This is a genomic window from Methylobacterium sp. Leaf465, assembly GCF_001424705.1.
GTDB lineage: Bacteria > Pseudomonadota > Alphaproteobacteria > Rhizobiales > Beijerinckiaceae > Methylobacterium.
The window spans coordinates 63,523-87,047 of sequence record NZ_LMRA01000006.1 but is presented as its reverse complement, the minus strand read 5'-3'; the positions used below and the strand labels follow the sequence as shown (position 1 = coordinate 87,047).

The 23,525-nt window shown below is 72.8% G+C and carries 25 protein-coding genes; 17 read left to right on the top strand and 8 right to left on the bottom strand.

What is annotated here, in order from left to right; genetic code table 11:
• The first annotated feature begins 84 nt into the window (after positions 1–84).
• From ASG51_RS05975 to ASG51_RS05950, 6 genes are all read left to right on the top strand, one after another.
• The gene (locus tag ASG51_RS05975) at positions 85–1,452 is read left to right on the top strand and encodes a cation:dicarboxylase symporter family transporter (RefSeq protein WP_056214268.1); all 1,368 of its coding nucleotides are present in this window, start codon (positions 85–87) and stop codon (positions 1,450–1,452) included.
• A gap of 89 nt (positions 1,453–1,541) precedes the next feature.
• Complete coding sequence (locus tag ASG51_RS05970) at positions 1,542–2,483, top strand: NAD(P)-dependent oxidoreductase (protein ID WP_200941328.1); 942 nt, start codon at positions 1,542–1,544, stop codon at positions 2,481–2,483.
• Positions 2,484–2,489: 6 nt separating this feature from the next.
• Positions 2,490–3,479: an Ldh family oxidoreductase gene (locus ASG51_RS05965; RefSeq protein ID WP_056379710.1), complete on the top strand. Its 990-nt coding sequence runs from the start codon at positions 2,490–2,492 to the stop codon at positions 3,477–3,479.
• A gap of 161 nt (positions 3,480–3,640) precedes the next feature.
• Complete coding sequence (locus ASG51_RS05960) at positions 3,641–4,369, top strand: GntR family transcriptional regulator (RefSeq protein WP_056214262.1); 729 nt, start codon at positions 3,641–3,643, stop codon at positions 4,367–4,369.
• A gap of 38 nt (positions 4,370–4,407) precedes the next feature.
• Complete coding sequence (locus tag ASG51_RS05955; protein WP_056379708.1) at positions 4,408–5,622, top strand: molybdopterin-dependent oxidoreductase; 1,215 nt, start codon at positions 4,408–4,410, stop codon at positions 5,620–5,622.
• A gap of 11 nt (positions 5,623–5,633) precedes the next feature.
• Entirely contained in the window at positions 5,634–5,966 is a 333-nt protein-coding gene (locus ASG51_RS05950; protein ID WP_056349853.1) for a hypothetical protein, read from the top strand.
• Between the two features lie 45 nt (positions 5,967–6,011).
• Here ASG51_RS05950 and ASG51_RS05945 read toward each other — a convergent pair whose 3' ends face one another.
• Positions 6,012–6,254 (bottom strand): hypothetical protein, encoded by a 243-nt coding sequence (locus ASG51_RS05945; protein WP_056379705.1) that lies wholly within the window; start codon positions 6,252–6,254, stop codon positions 6,012–6,014.
• Between the two features lie 134 nt (positions 6,255–6,388).
• On the opposite strand from ASG51_RS05945, the gene ASG51_RS05940 reads away from it, so the two are divergent.
• Positions 6,389–7,474 carry a putative sulfate exporter family transporter gene (locus ASG51_RS05940; RefSeq protein WP_082487065.1) on the top strand — a complete coding sequence of 362 codons (1,086 nt, stop codon included), beginning with the start codon at positions 6,389–6,391 and terminating at the stop codon, positions 7,472–7,474.
• Positions 7,475–7,553: 79 nt separating this feature from the next.
• Here the strand turns inward: ASG51_RS05940 and ASG51_RS05935 are convergent, their stop codons facing one another.
• On the bottom strand, positions 7,554–8,648 hold the full coding sequence (locus ASG51_RS05935) for a 2'-deoxycytidine 5'-triphosphate deaminase (RefSeq protein WP_156389593.1): 1,095 nt from the start codon (positions 8,646–8,648) through the stop codon (positions 7,554–7,556).
• A 123-nt stretch (positions 8,649–8,771) separates the two neighbouring features.
• Positions 8,772–9,191, bottom strand: a complete 420-nt coding sequence (locus ASG51_RS05930) for a hypothetical protein (protein ID WP_056379702.1) — start codon at positions 9,189–9,191, stop codon at positions 8,772–8,774.
• Between the two features lie 144 nt (positions 9,192–9,335).
• Here ASG51_RS05930 and apaG point away from each other — a divergent pair, with 144 nt between their 5' ends.
• From apaG to speG, 3 genes are read left to right on the top strand one after another with little or no spacing between them, the layout of a single operon-like run.
• Positions 9,336–9,728 carry a Co2+/Mg2+ efflux protein ApaG gene (gene apaG, locus ASG51_RS05925; protein WP_055950877.1) on the top strand — a complete coding sequence of 131 codons (393 nt, stop codon included), beginning with the start codon at positions 9,336–9,338 and terminating at the stop codon, positions 9,726–9,728.
• A 4-nt stretch (positions 9,729–9,732) separates the two neighbouring features.
• Positions 9,733–10,905 carry an acetylornithine deacetylase gene (argE, locus tag ASG51_RS05920; protein WP_056379699.1) on the top strand — a complete coding sequence of 391 codons (1,173 nt, stop codon included), beginning with the start codon at positions 9,733–9,735 and terminating at the stop codon, positions 10,903–10,905.
• On the top strand, positions 10,902–11,486 hold the full coding sequence (gene speG, locus ASG51_RS05915; protein WP_056277728.1) for a spermidine N1-acetyltransferase: 585 nt from the start codon (positions 10,902–10,904) through the stop codon (positions 11,484–11,486). The genes argE and speG overlap by 4 nt, the downstream gene beginning before the upstream one ends.
• 61 nt (positions 11,487–11,547) lie before the next feature.
• On the opposite strand, the gene ASG51_RS05910 is transcribed toward speG, so the two are convergent.
• The 4 genes from ASG51_RS05910 to ASG51_RS05895 all read right to left on the bottom strand — a co-directional run bounded on the left by ASG51_RS05910 (position 11,548) and on the right by ASG51_RS05895 (position 16,447).
• Positions 11,548–12,729 carry a hypothetical protein gene (locus tag ASG51_RS05910; RefSeq protein ID WP_056379697.1) on the bottom strand — a complete coding sequence of 394 codons (1,182 nt, stop codon included), beginning with the start codon at positions 12,727–12,729 and terminating at the stop codon, positions 11,548–11,550.
• A 173-nt stretch (positions 12,730–12,902) separates the two neighbouring features.
• On the bottom strand, positions 12,903–13,922 hold the full coding sequence (locus ASG51_RS05905) for an Hsp33 family molecular chaperone (protein WP_056379695.1): 1,020 nt from the start codon (positions 13,920–13,922) through the stop codon (positions 12,903–12,905).
• Positions 13,923–14,194: 272 nt separating this feature from the next.
• Positions 14,195–15,148 carry an ornithine carbamoyltransferase gene (gene argF / locus ASG51_RS05900; RefSeq protein WP_056214080.1) on the bottom strand — a complete coding sequence of 318 codons (954 nt, stop codon included), beginning with the start codon at positions 15,146–15,148 and terminating at the stop codon, positions 14,195–14,197.
• 105 nt (positions 15,149–15,253) lie between these two features.
• Positions 15,254–16,447 carry an aspartate aminotransferase family protein gene (locus ASG51_RS05895; RefSeq protein ID WP_056214077.1) on the bottom strand — a complete coding sequence of 398 codons (1,194 nt, stop codon included), beginning with the start codon at positions 16,445–16,447 and terminating at the stop codon, positions 15,254–15,256.
• Between the two features lie 284 nt (positions 16,448–16,731).
• On the opposite strand from ASG51_RS05895, the gene ASG51_RS05890 reads away from it, so the two are divergent.
• From ASG51_RS05890 to ASG51_RS05865, 6 genes are all read left to right on the top strand, one after another.
• Entirely contained in the window at positions 16,732–17,205 is a 474-nt protein-coding gene (locus tag ASG51_RS05890; RefSeq protein ID WP_056214073.1) for a RidA family protein, read from the top strand.
• On the top strand, positions 17,202–17,966 hold the full coding sequence (locus ASG51_RS05885; RefSeq protein ID WP_056379692.1) for a glycerophosphodiester phosphodiesterase family protein: 765 nt from the start codon (positions 17,202–17,204) through the stop codon (positions 17,964–17,966). Before ASG51_RS05890 ends, ASG51_RS05885 begins: the two co-directional genes overlap by 4 nt.
• Positions 17,967–18,047: 81 nt before the next feature.
• A complete protein-coding gene (locus tag ASG51_RS05880) occupies positions 18,048–19,352 on the top strand; it encodes a GNAT family N-acetyltransferase (protein ID WP_156389586.1) in 1,305 nt (434 codons plus the stop codon).
• Between the two features lie 61 nt (positions 19,353–19,413).
• A complete protein-coding gene (locus ASG51_RS05875) occupies positions 19,414–20,574 on the top strand; it encodes a M20 aminoacylase family protein (RefSeq protein WP_056379690.1) in 1,161 nt (386 codons plus the stop codon).
• Between the two features lie 86 nt (positions 20,575–20,660).
• Positions 20,661–21,161 carry a glutathione peroxidase gene (locus tag ASG51_RS05870; RefSeq protein WP_056214253.1) on the top strand — a complete coding sequence of 167 codons (501 nt, stop codon included), beginning with the start codon at positions 20,661–20,663 and terminating at the stop codon, positions 21,159–21,161.
• A gap of 380 nt (positions 21,162–21,541) precedes the next feature.
• On the top strand, positions 21,542–22,234 hold the full coding sequence (locus tag ASG51_RS05865; RefSeq protein WP_056379688.1) for a sigma-70 family RNA polymerase sigma factor: 693 nt from the start codon (positions 21,542–21,544) through the stop codon (positions 22,232–22,234).
• A gap of 37 nt (positions 22,235–22,271) precedes the next feature.
• Here ASG51_RS05865 and ASG51_RS24935 read toward each other — a convergent pair whose 3' ends face one another.
• Positions 22,272–22,772 carry a hypothetical protein gene (locus tag ASG51_RS24935; RefSeq protein WP_244476518.1) on the bottom strand — a complete coding sequence of 167 codons (501 nt, stop codon included), beginning with the start codon at positions 22,770–22,772 and terminating at the stop codon, positions 22,272–22,274.
• A 348-nt stretch (positions 22,773–23,120) separates the two neighbouring features.
• Between ASG51_RS24935 and ASG51_RS05855 the strand changes: the two genes are divergently transcribed.
• Positions 23,121–23,348: a hypothetical protein gene (locus tag ASG51_RS05855; RefSeq protein WP_056214060.1), complete on the top strand. Its 228-nt coding sequence runs from the start codon at positions 23,121–23,123 to the stop codon at positions 23,346–23,348.
• The last annotated feature ends 177 nt before the right edge of the window (positions 23,349–23,525 follow it).

The window sequence follows — 23,525 nt, the reverse complement described above, 5'->3', positions numbered from 1 at the left end:
GTTTTTCGCGAAGGGATGAAGACCGCGCAGCGGCGCATCCCGTTCGAAGCGCGCGTGGGAGGAATGCCGATGCGGTTCGCGCCAATGAAATTCTTGCGATCGATCTACGGCCAGGTCCTGATCGGCATCGCCCTCGGCATCGTCGTGGGCGTGCTGGCCCCCGGCTTCGCCGTCGGCCTGAAGATCCTCGGCGACATGTTCATCAACCTGATCAAGATGGTCGTCGGGCCGGTGATCTTCTGCACGGTGGTGGTCGGCATCGCCCATGTGGGCGACATGAAGAGCGTCGGCCGCATGGGCCTGAAGACCCTCGTGTACTTCGAGGTCTCGACCACCGTGGCCCTCGGCGCCGGCCTCCTCTTCGTCAACCTGCTGCGGCCGGGCGACGGCATCAACGCCACGGTGGAGAGCCTGGACGCCCAGAGCGTCGCCACGATCGCCGGCAAGGCCCACGCCCAGAGCGTGATGGAGATCATCGCCAACATCATCCCGCACAGCGCTGTCGACGCCTTCGCCAAGGGCGACCTGCTGCAGGTGATGTTCTTCTCCGTGCTGGTGGGGATGGGCCTCGCCGCCATGGGGCCGAAGGGGCAGTTCCCCCTCCGGGTCATCCACGCCTTCGGCGAGATCCTGATGAAGGTCGTGGGCATCATCATGCGCTTCGCCCCCATCGGGGCGTTCGGGGCCATGGCCTTCACCATCGGCAAGTTCGGCCTCGGCATCCTGGCCCAGTACGGGATGCTGATCCTGTCCCTCTACCTGACCTTCTTCGTGTTCATCGTGTTGTTCCTCGGCGGCGTGATGCGGTTCTACGTGGGCCTGAGCCTGTGGAAGCTGTTCCTCTACGTCCGCGAGGAGATGTTCATCCTGCTCGGCACGACCAGCACGGAATCGGTCCTACCGCGCCTGATGGCCAAGCTCGGCGGACTCTCCGTCGAGAAGGGCGTCACCGGCCTGGTGATGCCGGCGGGCCTGTCCTTCAACATGGACGGCTCGTGCATCTACCTCACCATGGCGATCGGCTTCATCGCCCAGGCGCTCAACATCCCGCTCACCTGGGAGCAGGAGCTCGGGATCCTCGCCATCGCGCTGGTGACCTCGAAGGGGGTGGCCGGGGTCGCCGGGGCCATCCTGTTCGTGCTCGCCGCCACCCTGCAGGCGTCCCAGCTCCTTCCCGTCGCCGGCATCGCGCTGATCATCGGCGTCGACCGCATCCTCAACGAGCTGCGCTGCATCACCAACGCCATCGGCAACATGGTGGCCACCCTGGTGATCGCCCGCTGGGAGGGCAAGATCGACCTCGCCCATGCCCGCGCCGTCCTCGACGGACGCATCCAGCCCGACCTCGACAGCCTGGACGAGCCGGACGAGGCGATGGCGGAGGCGCCCGCCCCCACCGGCCCGAGCCCGGCCCGCCACCGGGCGATGCCCGCCGCGATCCCCGCCACCTGACGGGCCGCGTCCCCGCAAACCGGAGGCCCAGCGCCGTGACACCATCCACCCTGACGACCTCAGAGACGACGACATCCCGAACCGGCCGCGTGCCGAAGGTCGTGATCGCCGAGTTCATGGACGAGGCCGCCATCGCAGCCGAGCTCGGCGGGTTCGCGACCCTGTACGACCCGGCCCTGGTCGACCGGCCGGAGGACCTGCGGGCGGCGCTGGCCGATGCGGACGCCCTCGTGGTCCGCAACCGCACCCAGGTGAGCGCGGCCCTCCTGGCCGCCGCCCCCGACCTGAAGGTGGTCGGGCGCCTCGGCGTCGGCCTCGACAACATCGACCTTGCGGCCTGCCGGGCCCGCGGCGTCGCCGTCTATCCCGCCACCGGCGCCAACGACGTCGCGGTGGCCGAGTACGTGATCGGCACCGCCATGCTCCTCCTGCGCGGCGCCTACGGGGCCAGCGCCGCGGTGGCGGCCGGGACCTGGCCGCGCAATGCCCTGATGGGCCGGGAGATCTCGGGCAAGCGCCTCGGCCTCGTCGGCTTCGGCGCCATCGCCCGCGAGACCGCCCGCCGTGCCCTCGCCCTCGGGATGGAGGTCTCGGCCCACGACCCCTTCCTGCCGGCCGACGACCCGGCCTGGCGGCCGGATTGCGGTCCGGTGGCGCGCGCCGATCTCGCCGGGCTCATCGCCGAAAGCGACGTCCTGTCCCTGCACGTGCCGCTGACGCCCGAGACCCGGGGGATGATCGATGCGGACGCCCTCGCCCGGATGCCCGCCGGGGCGGTGCTCATCAATGCCGCCCGGGGCGAGGTGGTCGACGGCGCGGCCGTGGCGGCGGCTTTGCGGGCCGGGCATCTCGGCGGGGCCGCCCTCGACGTCTTCCCGCAGGAACCCCTCGCGGCCGCCGCGGGCGCCCTCTTCCGCGACGTGCCCAACCTCATCCTGACGCCGCACATCGCCGGGGTGACCCGGGAATCGAACGTGCGCGTGTCCCGCGTCACGGCCCAGGCCGTGCGCCGCCACCTCTCCGAGGACTGAAACGCCATGACCACCCTGAGCCTCGCCGCCGCCCACGCCCTCGTCAGCGAGGCCCTGGTCCGCTGCGGAACCCGCGCGCCCGCTGCCCGCAGCGTCGCCCGCGCCCTCGTGGGCGCCGAGGCCGACGGGCTGAAGGGCCACGGGCTCTCGCGGGTGGCCGCCTATGCGGCCCAGGTCCGGGCCGGCAAGGTGGTGGGCGACGCCGCGGTCGCGGTGAGCCGGCCCCGGCCCGGGCTCCTCGCCGTCGATGCCGCCCACGGCTTCGCCTACCCGGCCCTCGACGCGGTGGTGGAGCAACTCCCGGCCGTGGCCCGTGCGCAGGGCGTCGCGGCGGCCGGCATCCGGCGCTCGCACCATTGCGGCGCGGCCGGCCGTCCCGTCGAGGCCCTGGCCGAGGCCGGGCTCGTGGCGATCCTGCTGGCCAACACCCCCGCCGCCATGGCGCCCTGGGGCGGATCCCGGGCGGTGTTCGGGACGAACCCCCTCGCCTTCGCCTGCCCCCTGCCCGGCCGCGCGCCGATCGTGGTCGACCTGTCCCTCTCGAAGGTGGCCCGCGGCGCGATCATGGCCGCCCGCCAGCGCGGCGAGGCCATCCCCGAGGGCTGGGCCCTCGATGCCGCGGGCGCGCCGACCACCGACCCGGCCGCGGCCCTGAAGGGCACCATGGTGCCGCTCGGCGACGCCAAGGGCACGGCGCTGGCCCTGATGGTGGAACTCCTCGCGGCCGGCCTGACCGGCGGGCGCTTCGCCGGCGAGGCGAGCTCGTTCCTCGACGCCGAGGGCGATCCGCCGGGCACCGGGCAGCTCGTCATCGCCCTCGCGGCGGATGCCTTCGGCCCCGGGGCGCTGACCCGGTTCGCGGAGCTCGCCGGCTCCATCGAGGCGCAGGACGGGGCCCGCCTGCCCGGGGCCCGCCGCCTCGCCCTCCGGGCCCGGGCCGAGGCCGAGGGGCTCGCCGTCCCGGACGCCCTCGTGGCCGAGATCGAGGCGCTCTGACGATGAAGGCCGCCCTCCCGAGCGGGACCCGCCCCCGGCCGCCGGCCCTGCGGATCGACCGATTGCCCGGAGCGGGGCTCGGCCTTAACGAGGGACGGGACACCGTGCTGGGAAACCTCTCCTTTCCTCCGCCCACGCCCGGGGAGCAGCGGCGCACCGACATGGAACGCACAGGTGGGAATGCGGTGGGTTTCCGGCCGCTCTATCGGCAGGTCTACGACACGCTCCTGCGCCGCCTCGCCGACGCCGTCTGGCAGCCGGGCCAGATCCTGCCCAGCGAGGGCGTGCTGGCGGCCGAGCTCGGCGTCAGCCAGGGCACGGTCCGCAAGGCCCTCGACGCCCTCACCGCCGACAGCCTGCTGGTGCGCCGCCAGGGGCGCGGCACCTTCGTGGCCGAGCACGACGACAAGCAGAGCGTCTTCCGCTTCTTCAAGCTGCGCCCCGACGGGGCGGTGGCCGGCACCCCCACCAGCCGCGTCGTGGCGATCGCGGAGGCCGCGGCCACCATCGACGAGCGCGACCGGCTCGCCCTCCTGCGCAACGCGCGCGTGGTGCGGCTGGAGCGGGTGCGCGCCCTCGACGGACGGATCTGCCTCGTCGAGACGATCGCCGTGCCGTCGAGCCTGTTCCCCGGCCTGGCCGCGATGGAGCTCCCGAACACGCTCTACAGCCTCTACGCGACCCGGTTCGGCATCACGATCGCCACCGCGCACGAGCGCCTCAAGGCGATCGCCCTGGCCCCCGACAAGGCGCCCCTGCTGGGGGTGCCGGCGGGGATTCCGGTGCTCGAGGTCGACCGGGTCGCCGTCGATCTCGAGGACCGGCCGGTGGAGTGGCGCCTGTCGACCTGCCTCACCGAGGACATCCACTACGCCTCCGTCCTGCGCTGACCGCGCGGGACGGCTTCAGCCGGACGGGAGAGACCGGGATGACCGAGACCGATCGCAGAACGCTCCTCCGGCAGGCCGGGGCCGGCCTGCTCGCGGCGTCCGGCGCTGCCCTGGCGCCCTGGGCGGCCCGGGCCGGCGAGGTCGTCACCCTGCCCTTCGGCAACGGCGAGCGCCCCCTGGTGGCCTATCCGGGCAAGCGCCCGCTCCTGCAGATGACGGCGCGGCCGCCGCAGCTCGAGACGCCCTTCGCGGTGTTCGACGAAGGGGTGATTACGCCGAACGACGCCTTCTTCGTTCGCTACCACCTGGCCGACATTCCGACCGCGATCGATCCCGAGGCCTTCCGCCTGACGGTGTCGGGGCATGTGGACGGACCGGTCGGGCTGTCGCTGGCCGCCCTGAAGGCGATGCCGTCCGTCGAGATCGTCGCGGTCAACCAGTGCTCGGGCAATTCGCGTGGCTTCGTCGCGCCGCGGGTCGCCGGCGGGCAGCTCGCCAACGGCGCCATGGGCAACGCCCGCTGGACCGGCGTGCCCCTGAAGGCGGTGCTCGACCGGGCGGGCGTGAAGGCCGGGGCGGTGCAGGTCGTCTTCGAGGGCCTCGACGGCCCGGTCCTGCCCGAGACCCCGGACTTCGCCAAGGCGCTCGCCATCGACCATGCCCGCGACGGCGAGGTGATGCTGGCCTGGGCCATGAACGGCGAGGACCTGCCCTGGCTCAACGGCTATCCCCTGCGCCTCGTGGTGCCGGGCTTCTACGGCACCTACTGGGTCAAGCACCTCAACGCGATCACGGTGACGGACAAGCCTTACGAGGGATTCTGGATGCGCGCGGCCTACCGCATCCCGGACAATGCCTGCGCCTGCGTCGAGCCCGGCCAGACCCCCAAGGCCACCGTGCCGATCAACCGCTTCGCCATCCGCTCCTTCGTCACCAACCTCGCCGACGGGGCCGCGATCCCGGCCGGCCGGACGGCGTTGCGCGGCATCGCCTTCGACGGCGGTTCGGGCATCCGGGCGGTGGCGGTCTCCACCGATGACGGGCGAAGCTGGACGGAGGCGCACCTCGGCCCCGATCTGGGGCGCTATGCGTTCCGGCCCTGGACCCTGTCGGTCGACCTCCCCGCGGGGGCGCATGCCCTCCGGGTCCGGGCGACGGGCCAGGACGGCGCCACCCAGCCGATGGAACCGCGCTGGAACCCGCCGGGCTACATGCGCAACGTCGTCGAGACCGTCCGGGTGCAGGCCGCATGAGGAGAGACAGGATGACCGTGCGTTCCCGCGCGGCGGCGCTGGCCGCCACCGGCCTCCTGGCCGGACTTTGGGCCGGCCTGCCGGCCGCCGCCGCGCCCCGGACCTACGACCGGCCGGAGCCGACCGCGCAGCTGCGCTCGGCCCCCGGCCACGAGGCCGGCCGCGCGTCAGCCGAGGCCCATTGCCAGAGCTGCCACGGGGTGGACTACATCGCGATGCAGCCGCCGGGCCAGGGCGCGGCCTTCTGGACAAGCGAGGTGACGAAGATGCGCAAGGTCTATCACGCCCCGGTCGACGAGGCGGACGGCAAGGCCATCGCGGACTACCTCGCGGCGGCGTACTAGGCGTCGGACCGAATGACGGACGCCGCACCGGGCGGCGCCGGACCCTTACAGGATGGCGGTGATGAAGGCGGCAACCTGCGCATGAGCGTTCGCGACCATCTGCGCCACCGGCTCGTCGGCCAGGTAGACGCGGCTCGCCGTCAGAGTCGCGGCGACCAGCCAGAAGCCGATCACGGCGATGCTGCGCGCCCGACGGTCGCCCGCGGTGGGGGCGCCCTGGCACGCGATCTCGACGGGCTCGCCAAAGGGATCGTAGGCCATCGCTGGGTTGTCGAACCGGTTGCTCATGGGGATGAATGTCGCGCTTCGACCCTGCCCAATCAATGGATGGGTTTTGCGAAGATTTTCGCCACGGGAGAGCATTGTTCTCGCGGCCGCGCCCGGGGCAGAATTTCCTTCCGATTGCCTCGCGGAAAGGCAGCATGAGCACCAAGAGCATCACGACGGCCCCCGCCGGAGCAGGCAAGCCGGAGGCCGCCGGTGGCCGGATCGCCTCCCTGGTGCCCGGCCTCTGCGTCTGCCTCGCCGTCACGGCGGCGGCCCTGGCCGTCCAGGCCCTGGAGGAGCGCGCCACGGGCCACCCCTACGTCGAGGCCCTGGTCATCGCGATCCTGCTGGGGATCGCGCTGCGCACCCTGTGGAGCCCGGGCGAGCGCTTCCGGGCCGGCATCGCCTTCTCGGCCAAGCAGGTGCTCGAACTGGCCGTCACCCTGCTCGGCGCCTCGATCAGCCTCGGGGCCATCGTCGCCTCCGGCACGAGCCTCCTCGTGGGCATCGTCGCCACGGTGGTGCTGGCGATCGTGGCCAGCTACGCCATCTGCCGGGTGCTCGGCCTGCCGTCCCGCATGGCGATCCTGGTGGCCTGCGGCAACGCGATCTGCGGCAACTCCGCCATCGCCGCGGTGGCGCCGGTGATCGGGGCCGACAGCAAGGACGTGGTGGCCGCCATCGCCTTCACGGCGGTGCTCGGCGTGCTGATGGTGCTGGGCCTGCCCCTGTTCATCCCCCTCGCCGGCCTGTCCGAGCACCAGTACGGCACCCTGGCGGGCCTCACCGTCTATGCGGTGCCGCAGGTGCTCGCCGCCACGGTGCCGGTGGGCATCCTGGCGACCCAGGTCGGCACCCTGGTCAAGCTCGTGCGCGTCCTGATGCTCGGGCCGGTGGTTGTGGCCTTCTCGTTCATCGCGCCGCACTTGCCGGCGGAGGGCGCGTCGGCCAAGGGCCGGCCCGGGCGCCTCGGCTTCTTCAAGATCGTGCCCTGGTTCATCCTGGGCTTCCTGGCGCTCGCGACCCTGCGCTCGGCCGGGCTCATCCCGGACGCGGCCTCCCAGCCGGTGACGCGGCTGGCGGGCCTCCTCACCGTGGTGTCGATGGCGGCGCTCGGCCTCGGCGTCGACGTGCGGGTGCTGGCGCGGGTGGGCGGCCGGGTCACCCTGGCGGTGACCGGCTCCCTCGTCGTCCTCCTGGTCGTCAGCCTGTCCCTGATCTGGGCCCTCGGGATCGCCTGAGCGGGTCCCCGGCGGCGGCCCGAATCCGGCCGCCGCTCGTCCGTCAGGCGGAACGGCCCTCTCGGAGGAAGGGCCTGTCTCAGACGAAGTGCTTGGAGAGCTTCAGCCCCTGGGCCTGGTAGTTCGAGCCCGCGCCCGCGCCGTACAGGGTGGCGGGGCGCTCGGCCATGCGCTCGTAGACGAGGCGGCCGACGATCTGGCCGTCCTCGAGCAGGAACGGCACGTCGCGCGAGCGCACCTCGAGGACGGCGCGGGCCCCCGCCCCGCCCGCGGCGGCGAAGCCGAAGCCCGGATCGAAGAAGCCGGCGTAGTGGACCCGGAACTCGCCCACCAGGGGGTCGAACGGCACCATCTCGGCGGCGAAGTCGGGCGGCACCTGCACGGCCTCCTTGGAGGCCAGGATGTAGAACTGGCCGGGATCGAGGATCAGGGCCCGGGACGGGTCGGCGTGCAGGGGCTCCCAGAAATCCGCTGCCCGGTGCGTGCCCGGGGCGTCGACGTCGACGAGGCCGGTATGGCGCCGGGCGCGGTAGCCGATGAGGCCGGAGAAGCCCGCAAGGTCGATGGAGACGCCGATGCCGCCCTGGAAGGTCGGGTTCGGGGCGTCGACCAGGGGCGAGGCCGCGTGCAGGGCCGCGAGGTCGGCGTCGGTGAGGCGGGGCTCGCCGCGCCGGAACCGGATCTGCGACAGGCGCGAGCCGGTGCGGACCTTCACCGGGAAGGTGCGGGGCGAGATCTCCGCATAGAGCGGCCCGTGATAGCCGGCCTCGACCTGGTCGAAGGCGGCGCCCCGGTCGGTGATGACGCGGGTGAAGACGTCGATGCGGCCGGTGGAGCTCTTCGGGTTGGCGCTGGCCGCGAGGTCGCCCGGCAGGGCGAGATGCTCCTGCAGCTCGGCGATGTACACGCAGCCCGTTTCCAGCACGGCCCCGTGGCGAAGGTCCATCTCGTGCAGGGCGAAGGCGTCGATGCAGGCGGAGACCGTGCGGGTGCCGGGCAGGAAGCTGGTGCGCACGCGGAACACCCGGGCGCCGAGGCGCAGGTCGAGGCTCGCGGGCTGGATCTGGTCGGGCGCGTAGGGCGTGTCGGGCCGGATCGCGCCCGCGCGCGTCAGCGCTGCGATCCCGGCCGCGGCCAGAATCCCGTGCTGGCGGCTGTCCGCCCCGTCCTGCATCGCGGCCCGAATCCCGTCTTGCATCCGCTCGCACCACCCGCTCGTCGATCGGGCACCACCCCGGCGGCCGGGGCGGGAACGCCGCATTCTGCACGAAATGCGGCCGGATCGCCTAAGGTCCGGTTAAGCCTCCGGGTCTTGCGCGATCCGCAGGACGATCCAGGCGAGGACGAGGCGCGCGATGGCGCCCATGGCGATCAGACCCGCGAGCGCGCTGGCGAGGATCGGGAAGCCGGCGGGCCAGGCCGCCAGGGCGACGGCGAACAGGACCGTGCCGAGGCCGGCGGCCGGTCCGAAGGCCAGCACCAGGGAGGGCAGGCCGGCGATCCGGGGCGGCCCGCCTCCGCGGCGGGCCAGCCAGGCCCCCGCCCCCTGCGCCAGCCCGTCGAGGGCCAGCGCCACGGCCAGCGCCAGGGCGGCCCAGCCGTTGCGCTCCGGCGCGGCCCAGGCGAAGGCGGCGGTCAGGCCCGCGAGGGCGAGGCTGGCGAGGAGGGCCCGGCCGGCGGACCGGACGGACGGGCGCGAAACGGTCTCCTCGACCACGGGGCACGGACCTCGTTCTTGCGCGGGCACCCCCGCATTCGCCACGATTGACGCGGTTTTGCGAGGGCCGTACCACGACGCCCTGTGCTTGTCGCGAACGCAGCGCGCTCGGGGTTCAGGTCCGGCCAGGGAGGCATGACGGGGATGTACAAGGCCCAGACGCGCGGGATCAGCGTGACCGTGATGCCTCGCTTCGTCGAGGAAGAATCGTCGCCGGCCGAGAGCCGCTACTTCTTCGCCTACACGGTCGAGATCGTGAACAACGGCCCCGAGCAGGTGCAGCTGCGCTCCCGCCACTGGCGCATCGTCGACGGGCGCGGCGAGACCCAGGAGGTCCGCGGCGCCGGGGTGGTCGGCAAGCAGCCGGTGCTCGAGCCGGGCGAATCGTTCAGCTACACCAGCGGCTGCCCGCTCACCACGCCGGACGGCCTGATGGCCGGCAGCTACACCATGGCGACCCATGGGGGCGAGAGCTTCGAGGCGGAGATCCCGGCCTTCTCGCTCGATTCGCCCCATGTCCGCCGCAGCGTGCACTAGGGCGATGTCCACCGAAGGCCCGCGCCCGGAGACCCTCGACTGGCTGGCGCGGCTCGTGGCCTTCGACACCGAGAGTTCGAAATCGAACCTCGCGCTCATCGACTGCGTGGCGGCCGCCCTCGACGACCTCGGCGTGCCCTTCGTCCGCGTGCCCAACGCGGCCGGCGACAAGGCGGCCCTGTTCGCCACCATCGGCCCGATGGTCGACGGCGGCATCGTGCTCTCGGGCCATACCGACGTGGTGCCGGTGACGGGGCAGGCCTGGAGCGCCGACCCCTTCACCCTGCGGGTGGCGGACGGGCGTGCCTACGGGCGCGGCGCCGTCGACATGAAGGGCTTCTGCGCCCTGGCGCTCGCGGCGATCCCGCGCTTCCAGGCCGCCGGCCTCGAGCGTCCGATCCACATCCTCCTGTCCTACGACGAGGAGACCACCTGCCTGGGTGTGGCCGACACGATCGCGCGGTTCGGGGCCGACCTGCCGCGCCCGGGCGCGGTGATCGTCGGCGAGCCCACCGACCTCGAAGTGGCCGACGCGCACAAGAGCATCGTCACCTATCTCACCACCGTGCACGGGCACGAGGCCCACTCGGCCAAGCCGATGCTCGGGGCCAACGCCGTGATGGCGGCGGCCGACCTCGTCTCGGAGCTGAACCGGATCGCCGACGCGATGATCGCCCGGGGCGACGCCTCGGGCCGCTTCGACCCGCCCGCCACCACCGTGCATGTGGGCACCATCGCGGGTGGCACGGCCCGCAACATCCTGCCCAAGGTCTGCACCTTCCACTGGGAGTTCCGCGGCCTGCCCGACCTCGACATGGGCGAGATCCCGGCCCTGTTCGAGGCCAAGGTGCGCACCGTGCTGCGCGACCGGCTCAACCGCTACGGCGATTACGGGCGGATTGAGACGCTGGAGGAGGTGGCGGTGCCGGGCCTCGCGCCGGAGCCCGGCTCGGCGGCCGAGCGGCTGGCCCTCCGGGTGGCGGAGCGCAACCACACGATCTCGGTGCCCTACGCCACGGAGGCCGGGCGCTTCCAGTTCGCCGGCATCCCCACCGTGGTCTGCGGCCCCGGCTCCATCGACCAGGCGCACCAGCCGGACGAGTACATCACGCTCGCGGCGCTCAGGGCCGGCGAGGCCTTCATGGACCGCCTCGCGGCGGCGTGCGTGACGCCATGACCGCCTTCGTGCCCCGCACCATCGCGGCGGACGGGCCGGTGAAGCTGCGCCCGCTGGAGCGCGAGGACCTGATGTTCGTGCATCAGCTCAACAACAACGACAGCATCATGCGCTACTGGTTCGAGGAGGCCTACGAGTCCTTCGCCGAACTGGCGCAGCTCTACGAGCGCAACATCCACAACCAGACCGAGCGGCGCTTCATCATCGCCAATGCGGACGGCGCCCCCGCCGGCCTCGTCGAGCTCGTGGAGATCAACCACCTGCACCGGCGCTGCGAATTCCAGATCGCGATCCACCCGGCCTTCCAGGGCCAGGGCTACGCCCCGCGGGCCACGCGCATCGCCATGGACTACGCCTTCAGCGTCCTCAACATCCACAAGCTCTACCTGCACGTGGACAAGGACAATGCCCGCGCGGTGCGGATCTACGAGCGCTGCGGCTTCGAGCCCGAGGGCATCCTGAAGGACGAGTTCTTCGTCAACGGCAAGTACCGCGACGCGGTGCGGATGTGCCTGTTCCAGCCCGCCTACCTCGCCCGCCGGGGCGGCGGCGACATCGCCGATCCCGTCCTGAAGGCCTGAGCGCCGGGCCCCCGCGAGGAGGTCCGGCGCCGCGTTCAGGTCCTGCGATCGGCCTTCGCGATCAGTTGCGGCCCGCGCCGCCCTGCCCGCCGCTGCGCTCGCCGCCACCCATGCTGCCGGCCTTGCCGCCCTGCGCGCCGGCATTCGGGCCGCGCTCGGCCCCGCCGGTCCGGTTGCCGGTGTTCATGGTGCCGCGCTCGGCGCCGCCCGAGCGGTCGGCCGCGTTGCGGATGCCCGAGCCCTCGGTCCCGCGGTCGCGGTTCGTGTCGCGCTCGGCCGAGGCACCGTTGCGGTCCCCCTGCTGGCGGGTGTCGGCGTTGCGGATGCCATCCCGCGACGTGGTCTCGGTCGAGCGGACGTTGCGCGTGTCGCGCCGAGCGTCGGTGCGGGACGAGACGGCCTTGCCGCGGAAGCCCCGCTCCTCGAAGCGGGCGCCGACGGTGCCGCCCCGGCGTTCGGTCACCGTCAGGCGGCGATACTCGGGCGAGCCGTAGACCACGCGCTGGCCGCGCACCACGACATAGCGGGTGCCGGGACGGCGGGTGGTCGTCTCCTCGACGCGGACGAGGCGGCGGTACTGGGGCGAGCCGTAGAGGACGCGCTGACCGCGGATGGTGACGTAGCGCCGGCGTGCGCGCTCGACCACGCGGTCGCCACCGCGATGCTCGATGGTGACGAGGCGGCGATATTCCGGCGAGCCGTAGACCACGCGCTGGCCGCCGATGAAGACGAAGCGGCCCGAGCGGCGTCCGCCCTCGAAGCGTTCGCTGCGCGACTCGCTGCGGGTGTTGACCGAGACGCGGTCGCGCTGCTCGCGGCCGCCGACCCGGTCCTCCCGGGACGACGTCCGGGTCGCCCGGTCGCCGCGCGCGCCGTCGCGGCCGCCCCGGTCCGCGCTGCGGGCCTGCGAATCCTTGTTCTGCGAATCTCGGGCCTGGGAATCCCGGCCCTGGGACTCGCGGGCCGCCGTGTCGCCGCGCCCGCCGCTCTCCATGCGGCTGCCCTCGCGGCGTCCGCCCGCCTCGGCCCGTCCGCCCATCTCGCTGCGGGCGCCGCCCGAAGCGCCCTCGGCGCCGCCCTGGCTGCGGGCGGCGGCCCCACCACGGCCGCCGGCCTCGCTGCCGCCGGCGGTGCCGGCCTGGCCCGCGCCCTGGGCGTAGGCTGACGTCGTCATCAGCAGTGCCGTCAGACCGACGACGATATTCTTGCTGACCAGATTTTTGCCGACCACGAATGTCTTCATCGACGTTCCTCCTGAGCTCTTGTCGAGCACTCTTGAGAAACCCCAAACGTCGAAACCTGAGAAACGGTTCAAATGCGAGGCCCGGCTGTGGGCGCGAGCATTTGCGGCGTCTTGTCCTCGTCAAAGGTCAAGCTTGGCGATGCTGCCGCGACGCCTGTCGCGGCAGCCCCGGATCAGGGGCCCGACTGGGCTGCGACTTCGGCTTCCACCGCCGCCGGATCGAGGTCGTAGCGCCGTGAGCAGAACTCGCAGGTGATGCCGATGCGCCCGTCATCGGCGATCATGTCCCGGCGCTCCTGAGGCGAGAACGAGGTGATCATGCCCATCACCCGCTCGGGCGAGCAGCGGCACTGCTCGTGCACCGCCTGCGCCTCGAACACCCGCACGCCGCGCTCGTGGAACAGGCGGTAGAGCAGGCGCTCGGCCGAGACCTCCGGGTCGACGAGCTCGTGGTCCTCGATGGTGGAGACGAGGCTGCGCGCCTCGACCCAGGCGTCGTCCTCGGGCACGCCGTTCGCGTCGAGGTGGACGTGGCCCTCGGGGATGTCGCCCGGGGGCAGGTCGGCGAGCCGGGCCCGGTCGATGGATTGCGGCAGGAACTGCACCAGGAGGCCGCCGGCCCGGTAGGTCCGGGCGCCGCCGGCATATTGCTCGGCCACCGCGAGGCGGACCTGGGTCGGGATCTGCTCGGACTGGCGGAAGTACTGGTGCGCCGCCTCCTCGAGGCTCTGGCCCTCCAGGGCGACGACGCCCTGGTAGCGGCTGCTGGTGGGACCCTGGTCGATGGTCATGGCCAGGTGCCCCTGCCCGATCAGGTCCGGGTCCTGGAGCGGGCCGGCCCCGAGGGCGTCCACCCGCGCGGTGTCGAAGCGCGCCGTGGCGCGCAGGCGGTCGGGCGCCTCGAAGTCGACCACGATCATCTCCACCGGGCCGTCGGTCTTGGTCTGGAGCTGGAAGCGGCCCTCGAACTTCAGGGACGAGCCGAGGAGCACGGTGAGCGCCGCCGCCTCGCCGAGGAGGCGGGCCACCGCATCGGGATATCCGTGCCGGCGCAGGATGGTGTCGACGGACGGGCCGAGGCGGACCACGCGGCCGCGCACGTCGAGGGCCTCGACGGCGAAGGGCAGCACCACGTCGTCATCGCCCTCGATGAGGAGCGGCGGGACGGATCCCGTGGTCGTTCCAGCAGGCATTCCAGAAGTCATGGCAGCTCCGATCGGGCTCGACGAACGCGAGGGCTGGGCCACGGACCGCGCGACCCCTCGGGGGCGGGGCCGTGAGATCGCCGAACGGTCTCGGCGGCGTACCGGTCGGAACGGCCGCGCGCGTCGCGCGGCCGCGCCCAACCCTCAGGGAAGAATGGTCCCCATATAGGGATCCGGGCGCGGCGGCGCGACGGGGCGGGGATGCGGCCCGTGCACGGGTGGTCCCGCACCAGGCCACCCCCCGGGGGCGTTCCCGGCCGTCAGAGGCCGTGGGCCTGCAGGCACCAGGCGAGGATGCCCTTCTGGGCATGCAGGCGGTTCTCGGCCTCGTCGAAGATCACCGATTGCGGGCCGTCGATCACTTCGGCGGTGACCTCCTCGCCGCGATGGGCCGGCAGGCAGTGCATGAAGATCGCGTCCTGGGCCGCGGCGGCCATCAGGCGGGCATCGACCCGGTAGGGCACCAGCAGGTTGTGCCGGTGCTGGTCGTCCTCGTCGCCCATGGAGACCCAGCAATCGGTGACCACCGCGTCCGCTCCGTCCACCGCTTCGTAGGCGTCGGTGGTGACGTTGACGGTGGCGCCCTGCGCCTTCGCCCAGTCGAGGAGCGGCTGGGGCGTCGACAGCTCCGGCGGGGCCGCGATGTTGAGGGTGAAGTCGAAGCGCGCGGCGGCGTGCACCCAGGAGGCGAGCACGTTGTTGGCGTCCCCCGACCAGGCCACGGTGCGGCCCCGGATCGGCCCGCGATGCTCCTCGAAGGTCAGGAGGTCGGCCATGATCTGGCACGGGTGCGAGACCTTGGTCAGGGCGTTGATCACCGGCACGGTGGCGTACTCGGCCAGCTCCAGCATCAGGCCGTGGTCCAGGATGCGGATCATGATCGCGTCGACGTAGCGCGAGAGCACCCGGGCGGTGTCGCCCACGGTCTCGCCGCGGCCGAGCTGCATCTCGCTCCCCGTCAGCATCAGGGTCTCGCCGCCGAGCTCGCGCATGCCGACGTCGAACGACACCCGGGTCCGGGTCGAGGGCCGGTCGAACACCATCGCCAGGGTCTTGCCGATGAGGGGGCGGTCCTCGGCCAGCGTGCCCTTGCGGCGGCGCGCCTTGATGCGGGCGGCGGCGTCCAGCACCGTGCGCAGCTGCTCGGCCGAGAAGTCCTTGAGGTCGAGGAAGTGGCGGGTTCCGTGGCCGGTCCCGTTCAGTGTCGTGGTCATCGGTCCGTTCTTCGTGTGCGTGGTCCCGGTCAGGGCAGTTTCGGTCGGGGCGGGGCGGCGTCGCGGCCGGTGCGGCCGTCCGGTGACGCGCCCGGTTCCTGGCGGTTACTCGGCGGCGCCGCGCAGGCGCGTCCCGAGCCGGCCGGCCGCCGTGTCGAGGCGGGTGACCGCCTCCGCCACGTCGGCCTCGGTGATGATGAGCGGCGGCAGCAGGCGCACCACGTTGTCGCCCGCCGGGATCACCAGCAGATGCGCGTCGCGGGCGGCGGCGGCGAATTCGGTGTTCGGCACGTGGAGCTTGAGGCCGAGCATCAGGCCCTCGCCGCGGATGTCCGCGATGACGGCCGGGTGCCGGTCCTGCAGGGCGGCGAGGCGCTGCTTCAGGATCAGGCCCATGCGCTGGACATGGTCGAGGAAGCCGTCCGCCAGCACCACGTCGAGGACGGCGTTGCCCACCGCCATGGCCAGCGGGTTGCCGCCGAAGGTGGTGCCGTGGCTGCCCGCCGTCATGCCGCGCGCGGCGTTCGCCGTGGCGAGGCAGACGCCGAGGGGGAAGCCGCCGCCGATGCCCTTGGCCGCGCTCATGATGTCGGGGGCCGCCCCCGCCCACTCGTGCGCGAACAGCTTGCCCGTGCGTCCGACCCCGGTCTGGACCTCGTCCATGATGAGCAGGATGCCGTGCGCGTCGCAGAGTTCGCGCAGGCCGCGCAGGCATTGCGGCGGCACCGGGCGCACGCCGCCCTCCCCCTGGATCGGCTCGATCAGGATCGCGGCCGTCTCCGGGCCGATGGCGGCCCGCAGGGCCTCGTGGTCGCCGAAGGGCACCTGGTCGAAGCCGTCGACCTTCGGGCCGAAGCCCTCGATGTACTTCTGCTGGCCGCCGGCCGCGATGGTGGCCAGGGTCCGGCCGTGGAAGGCGCCCTCGACGGTGAGGATCCGGAAGCGCTCCGGGTGGCCGTCGGCGGCGTGGTACTTGCGCGCCATCTTGATGGCGGCCTCGTTGGCTTCCGCCCCCGAATTGGCGAAGAAGGCCACGTCCGCGAAGGTGGCGTCCACGAGGCGCCGGCCCAGCCGCTCGCCCTCCGGGATCTCGAACAGGTTCGAGGTGTGCCAGAGCTTCTGCGCCTGCGCGGTCAGGGCCTGGACGAGGTGCGGATGGGCGTGACCCAGGGCGTTCACCGCGATGCCGGCGCCGAAATCGAGGTATCGCTCGCCGCTGCGCGCCTCGAGCCATGCGCCCTCGCCGCGTTCGAAGGCGATGGGAGCCCGGGCATAGGTCGGCAGAAGGGCGGATGTCACGATCCCGTCTTCCCGTGTGTCTCGCGGGCACGCGAGACACGCGACCGCACCAAATGAAAGTGCCGCCTCGGATGGGGCGGCACGCGCGCGATTACTAGAGAAATGGCCAATTCTGTCAACGACAGACCGGGTTCACAGCCCTGACATGCCTGCCCATTAGGCTGTTGCGCGCGCGCTGTGCGGCCCGCCTCGGGTCCTGCCTTGCACCCTGCGCCCGGAAGTGCTCAGAGCCGCGTCACGCCGGCCGGACGACCCGCGGCCGCCCAGCAGAGGAACGACGCAGCATGAGCACCGTCACGGAACGCCTGGAGGCCCTCGGCCTGACCCTGCCCAAGGCCGCGGCCCCCGTCGCGAACTACGTGCCCTTCGTGCGCAGCGGCAACCTCGTGGTGATCTCCGGGCAGATCTGCTTCGGGGCCGACGGCCGAATCGCCGGCGCCCACACGGGCAAGCTCGGGGCCGAGGTCTCGGCCGAGGACGGCATCGCCGCCGCCCGGCTCTGCGCCCTCAACGTGCTGGCCCAGCTCCAGGCGGCGGTGGGCGACCTCGACCGCGGCGTCGTGCAGTGCATCCGCCTCGGCGGCTTCATCAACGCGGTGCCGACCTTCGCGGGACTCGCCGGCATCATGAACGGTGCCTCCGACCTCATGGTGGAGATCCTGGGCGACCGCGGCCGCCACGCCCGCTCCACCGTCGGCGTCGCCGAGTTGCCCCTCGACGCGGCCGTCGAGGTCGAGGCGATGTTCGAGGTCAAATGAGCCTGCCCACGGCCCTGAACGCCCCCGACTGGCTCACCGCCCGGCCCATCGCCCATCGCGGCCTGCACGACCGGGCGGGCGGCGTGCCCGAGAACACCTTCGCGGCCGCCGAGGCGGCGATCCGGGGCGGCTACGCCATCGAGTGCGACGTCCAGCTCAGCGCCGACGGCGAGGCGATGGTGTTCCACGACGAGACCCTGGGCCGCCTGACCGCGGCCGGGGAGGCGGTGGGCGCGCGCTCCGCCGCGGATCTCGGCGCCCTGACGGTGGCGGGCAGCGCCGAGCGCATCCCGACCCTGCCGGCCTTCCTGGCCCGGATCGGCGGGCGCACGCCCCTCGTGATCGAGGTGAAGTCGCGCTACACCGGCGACCTGCGGCTCGCCGAGCGCGTGGCCGCCCTCGCGACCGCCTATGACGGCCCCGTGGCGCTGAAATCCTTCGATCCGCAGATCGTCACCGCCCTGCGGACGCTCGCGCCCGGGCTCCCGCGCGGCATCGTCGCCGAGACGCGCCAGGACGACCCGGCCTACGCCACCCTGCCCCCGAGCCTGCGGCGCGCCCTCCCGGGCCTGCTGCATTTCGACGAGACCCGGCCGGACTTCCTGTCCTGGCGGGTGGACGACCTGCCCTGCGCGCCCACCGTCCTGTGCCGGCTCCTGGGGCAACGCCCGGTGATGACCTGGACCGTGCGCAATCCGGACCAGCGCCGGCACGCCGCGATCCACGCCGACCAGATGGTGTTCGAGGGGTTCTGCCCGTAGGGCGCCGCTCGCCCCCTGCGACGGCGCGCGGCCCCGCGCCGCCCTTGGCCCGCCGGGCTCCGGGGACTAGATTGCCCCGCGATGGACATTCCCGGCGAAACACAGCGTTCCGGCGAAGGCCCCGGCGCCCCGGCCGAGACCGTGACGGAACTGCAGGTGCGCGCGGTGCCGGGCCTGGCCGGGATCGCGGCGGCCGAGTGGGATGCCTGCGCCACCTCGGCCGAGACCCTCTCGGGCGGCGACGAGACCCACAATCCCTTCCTCTCGCACGCCTTCCTGTCGTCGCTGGAGGATTCGGGCTGCGTCTCGCGCAAGACCGGCTGGCTCCCCCTCCACGTGGCGGTGGAGCGCGAGGGCCGCCTCGTCGGGGTGGCGCCCTGCTACCTGAAATCCCACAGCCAGGGCGAGTACGTCTTCGACCACGGCTGGGCCGACGCCTACGAGCGGGCGGGCGGCAGCTACTACCCGAAGCTCCAGGTCAGCGTGCCCTTCACCCCCGTCACCGGCCCGCGCTTCCTCATCGCGCCGGGGCAGGACGTGAACGAGGCGGCCTCCGCGATCGTGGCGGGCCTGCGCGCCCTGCGGGCCGAGACCAAGGCCTCCTCGATCCACGTCACCTTCATGCAGGCGCGCGAGTGGGACCAGGCCGGGGCGCTGGGCTTCCTCCAGCGCGTCGACCAGCAGTTCCACTGGGAGAATGCCGGGTACGGGACCTTCGCGGATTTCCTCGGGGCGCTGGCGTCGCGCAAGCGCAAGGCGATCCGGCGCGAGCGCCGCGACGCCCTGGCGCCCGGCCTCACCATCGAGCACGTCACCGGCGCCGACCTGACCCCCGCCCACTGGGACGCGTTCTACGAATTCTACGCCGATACCGGCGCGCGCAAGTGGGGCCGGCCCTACCTGAACCGCAGGTTCTTCGGGCTCCTCGGCGAGCGCATGCCCGAGCGGGTGCTGCTGGTGATGGCCAAGCGCGCGGGGCGCTACGTCGCCGGCGCCATCAACCTCATCGGGGATGTGGCCCTCTACGGCCGCAACTGGGGCTGCGTCGAGGACCACCCGTTCCTGCATTTCGAGGTCTGCTACTATCAGGCCATCGACTTCGCCATCGCCCAGGGCTTGAAGCGCGTCGAGGCGGGCGCGCAGGGTGAGCACAAGCTCGCCCGCGGCTACCGCCCGGTCCTCATGCACTCGGCCCACGACATCGCCGACCCGGCCCTGCGCCGGGCGGTGGCCGATTACCTGAGGCGCGAGCGCGAACACGTGCTGGAGGCCGCCGAAGTCCTGGACACGCTGACGCCCTTCCGGCGCGAAGCCTTGCCGGAAGCGTCCGAAGAACCGGCATCCGACTTGCCTGGGGCCGAGCCGGAGGCGAATCCTTCCGGTTGAGGACGCCCCTCCGACCCAGCACAGCCCGCCCCAAAGAGGCGCGAGAGCCCAAGGACGATCCGTGAGCCCCATCGACCGCATCAAGACCTTCGCCGACGACCTCGTGGCCCTCCGCCGCGACTTCCATGCCCATCCCGAGCTCGGCTTCGAGGAGGTCCGCACCTCCGGCATCGTCGCCGCCGAGCTGGCGCGCTACGGCGTGACCGTCCATCGCGGCATCGGCGGCACCGGAGTGGTGGGCGTGCTGGAGGGCCGCACTGGCTCCGGCCGGCGGGTCGGCCTGCGCGCCGACATGGACGCCCTGCCGATCGAGGAGGAGACCAACCTGCCCTACCGCTCGACGGTGCCGGGCAAGATGCACGCCTGCGGCCATGACGGCCACACCACGATGCTGCTGGGCGCCGCGCGCTACCTCGCCGAGACCCGGGATTTCGACGGCACCGCCCTGTTCGTGTTCCAGCCGGCCGAGGAAGGCCAGGGCGGCGCCCGCGCGATGATCGCCGACGGCCTGTTCGAGAAATTCCCCTGCGACGAGATCTACGCGATCCACAACCAGCCCAACGGCCCGCACGGCAAGATCAAGCTGCGCCCCGGCCCGGCCATGGCGGCGGCGGACTTCTTCGACATCCGCATCACCGGGCGCGGCGCCCACGCGGCCCAGCCGCAGCAGGGCATCGACCCCATCGTGGTGGGCGCCACCCTGGTCCAGGCCCTGCAGTCGATCGTCTCGCGCAACGCCGACCCGCTCAAGAGCGCGGTCCTGTCGGTGACGCAGTTCCACGCGGGCGCCGCCTACAACGTCATCCCGGAGGGCGCGCACATCACCGGTACGGTGCGGACCTTCGACGCGGACCTGCGCACCCTCGTCACCACCCGCATCCGGGCCATCGCCGCGGGCCTCGCGACCGCCTACGGGGCGACGATCGACGTCGACATCCGCGACGTGTTCTCGGTGCTGATGAACAGCCCGAAGCACGCGGCCGCCGCCGCCGACATCGCCCGCGAGCTGTTCGGCCCCGAGGGCGTCGACGACCAGTCGAAGCCGCGCATGGGCAGCGAGGACTTCGCCGACATGGTCGCGCGGGTGCCCGGCGCCTATGCGTGGATCGGCTCGAATCCCGGTCCCGGCCTGCACAATGCGAGCTTCGACTTCGACGACAGCATCATTCCCCTCGGCTCGGCCTTCCTCGCCCGCCTCGTCGAGCGGCGCACCGCCGCCTGACACGGGCGGTCATGGGGCATTGCGGATCGGGGTGGCGGGGCCTTAGGAAAGGCGCCCGCCTCCCGCACGCCGCACGGTCGATGTCCATGAACGAATTGCACGACCTGAGTCCGAGGGCGGCCGACGGGTCGCCCTACCCCCTGGCCCAGCACCGGGGGCAGGTGATCCTGATCGTCAACACCGCCTCGAAATGCGGGTTCACGCCGCAATATGCCGGGCTGGAGGCCCTGGCGCAGAAGCACCGGGCGGACGGCCTCGTGGTGCTGGGCTTTCCCTGCAACCAGTTCGGCGCCCAGGAGCCGGGGGATGCGGCCGAGATCGCCCGCTTCTGCAGCCTGACCTACGACGTCAGCTTCCCGGTCCTCGCCAAGGTCGCGGTGAACGGCCCCGCGGCCGACCCGGTCTTCGCGCATCTGACGCAGGCGAAGCCCGGCCTCCTCGGCAGCCGCGCCATCAAGTGGAACTTCACCAAGTTCCTCGTCGGGCGCGACGGTCGGGTGATCGCCCGCTACGCGCCCTCCACGAAGCCGGAGGCCCTGGAGGCCGCCATCGCGGCCGCCCTGGCGGAGCCCGCGCCCGCCTCCTGAGAGGCGACCCGCCCCGGCGGAGGGCGCGCGACGGGGCGATCGGACCGGCCGCGTCGGGCCCCGCGCCGTCCCGCCGGCCGGAACGCGCCGGCCCCGCCGCCACGATCCCCAGCCGGATGGGCGCGATCGGCGGCCAGGGTTAGGAAAGTCCTGGCCAAATCCCACAGGCGCCGGAACCGCTTGACCCGACAGGGGTCGCGCCGGTCCGACCGGCCGACCGGCGGCTCTCCGGGCCCCGATGCCGGCCCGTCCGGCCCGCGCCCGCAACGATCCGGTAAAGAATTCGTTAGCCGGCGTTCAGCCTTGTCATGCCAGAAGCTCCCGACGGACTTGCCGGATCGTCCCGGCTGCGGTGCGATTCGGAGAGGTGGGGACACGACATGGCTGCAGGCGCGGGGCGATCGGCATCGGCAAACGGGGAGGCGGGCGCTGCGGCTCCGGGCCGGGCCATGCCGGAGGCGGTGCGGCTGCATCTCGGATCCGAGCTGAAGGCCTTCTACGCCGCGGTTCTCGCCGAGGCGCCGCCGACGGCCCTGCTCGACCTGATCGTCCGGCTGGAGGTCCACCCGCCCGCGGCCGCGGACTTCCGCGCCGCGCTGCTCGACGCCCTGCCCGGCCTGCGCGCCTTCGCGCTGTCGCTCGCCGTCGCGCCGAATGCGGCCGACGACCTCGTGCAGGAGACGCTGCTGAAGGCCTGGGCCAACCGGCACCGCTTCGAGCCCGGCAGCAACCTGAAGGCCTGGCTCTGCACCATCATGCGCAACCAGTTCTACACTGAGTGCCGCAAGCGCAAGCGCGAGGTCGAGGATGCGGACGGTGCCTTCGCCGCGAAGGTCGTGGCGCCGGCCGCGCAGGAGGCGAGCAGCGATCTGCGCCGGGTCTGGCAGCATCTCGGCAAGCTGCCGCCCGCCCAGCGGGAGGCGCTGGTGCTCGTGGCGGCGCAGGGGATGACCTACGAGGCCGCCGCCGCGCTGATCGGCTGCCAGGTCGGGACCATGAAGAGCCGCGTCAGCCGGGCCCGGGCCTTCCTCGTCGGGTCCCTCGGGATGGAGGCGCGCGAGGCGGCGTCCTGAACCGGCATTGCGGGGGCACCGGCGCGGGCGGCGCCCCTTACTCGGGGGCCGCCTCGTCGGCCTCGCCGTCATCGTCTCCCGACCGGTAGGGCTCCCGCACGAGGGGCGCGCGCCCCTCGGGCTGGACCCGGGCGGGGGCGAGGGTGGGCCGGGCCGGGTCGAAGGGCATCATCGCGGCCCCCGAGGCGACCACGCCGGCCAGCGCCCGCAACGGCGCGGGCTGCCGGGAATCCTGGGCGACGCCCTCGGCCTCCGCCTGGAGGCGCAGGTTGCACGCCCGCGCGGGCAGGCCCTCATCCGGCGTGCAGGCATCGTGCCGGGCGCAGGCCGCGTCGAGGGCGTCGATGGGTGCGAGCGGGGCGTTGTTGCCCGGCCCGCAGTAATTGCCGTGCAGCAGCGTCTTGGTGGGGACGGGCGGCTTGGTGGGGGGCGACGCCCCGGAGCCTGCGTCGGCCTGTGCGCGGGCGGGTGCCGAAAGGCAGGCCACCACCAGGGCCGAAGCCACGAATCCGGACGCCGTCCATCGGGACATCGTCATGCGCTCACCTCCGTTCGCCCGCACGGCCCGGGCCCTGCCCCGCAGGCCGGGAGCGGCGCGGAAAAGCGTAATGCCGGGGTCTCGGCGACGGTTCCGGCCGCCTTCGCCCGCCCGGGCGGCCCCGGCCCGTCCGTCTCGGCGCGGAGCGCCGCGCCCCGAGTTCACATGGTCGAGAGTCCGCGAACCGGGGGCGCGGCCGGAGGTTCGAACCTTGCATCACCGTCTGCATCGCCGTGGATCGGTCTGCGGTGATCGATCTGCGTGGATCGGTCTTGCCGTCTCCGCCGTTGCTCGGGCCGTTACGCGGACCCGGTCGGTGTCACCGTTCCCGTTCGCAGGGACTGATCCATGATGAACGCCCAGACCTACCGCGTGACCCTGGAGACCCGCGACGGGCGCCGCGTCCTGACCGCGATGGCCGAGCGGGAGGCGGCCCTGATGGCGGAATCCGTCCTGCGTCGCTACGCGGGCCAGACCCTCACCGTCGGCTTCAGCGTCGCCTGCACCGACCCGGAGGCGCGCCGCCGCATCGCCTATTACCTGACCGACGTCGCCCTCGAACTCGAGCTCGCCTGAGCGGGGCGCCCGCCGCCCGGATGGTCCGTGAGACCCGATGGCGCTGGACGAAAGAATTCCGGGTATGCGAGAACGCGGCCCCCGATGCCGAGGCGGGTCGGGGTGGCCGTCCGGCGACGGGTCCGGTTGATCGTTCGTGCTGGCCGCGGGACCCGGGGCCCGGGCCCCTCGATCGAT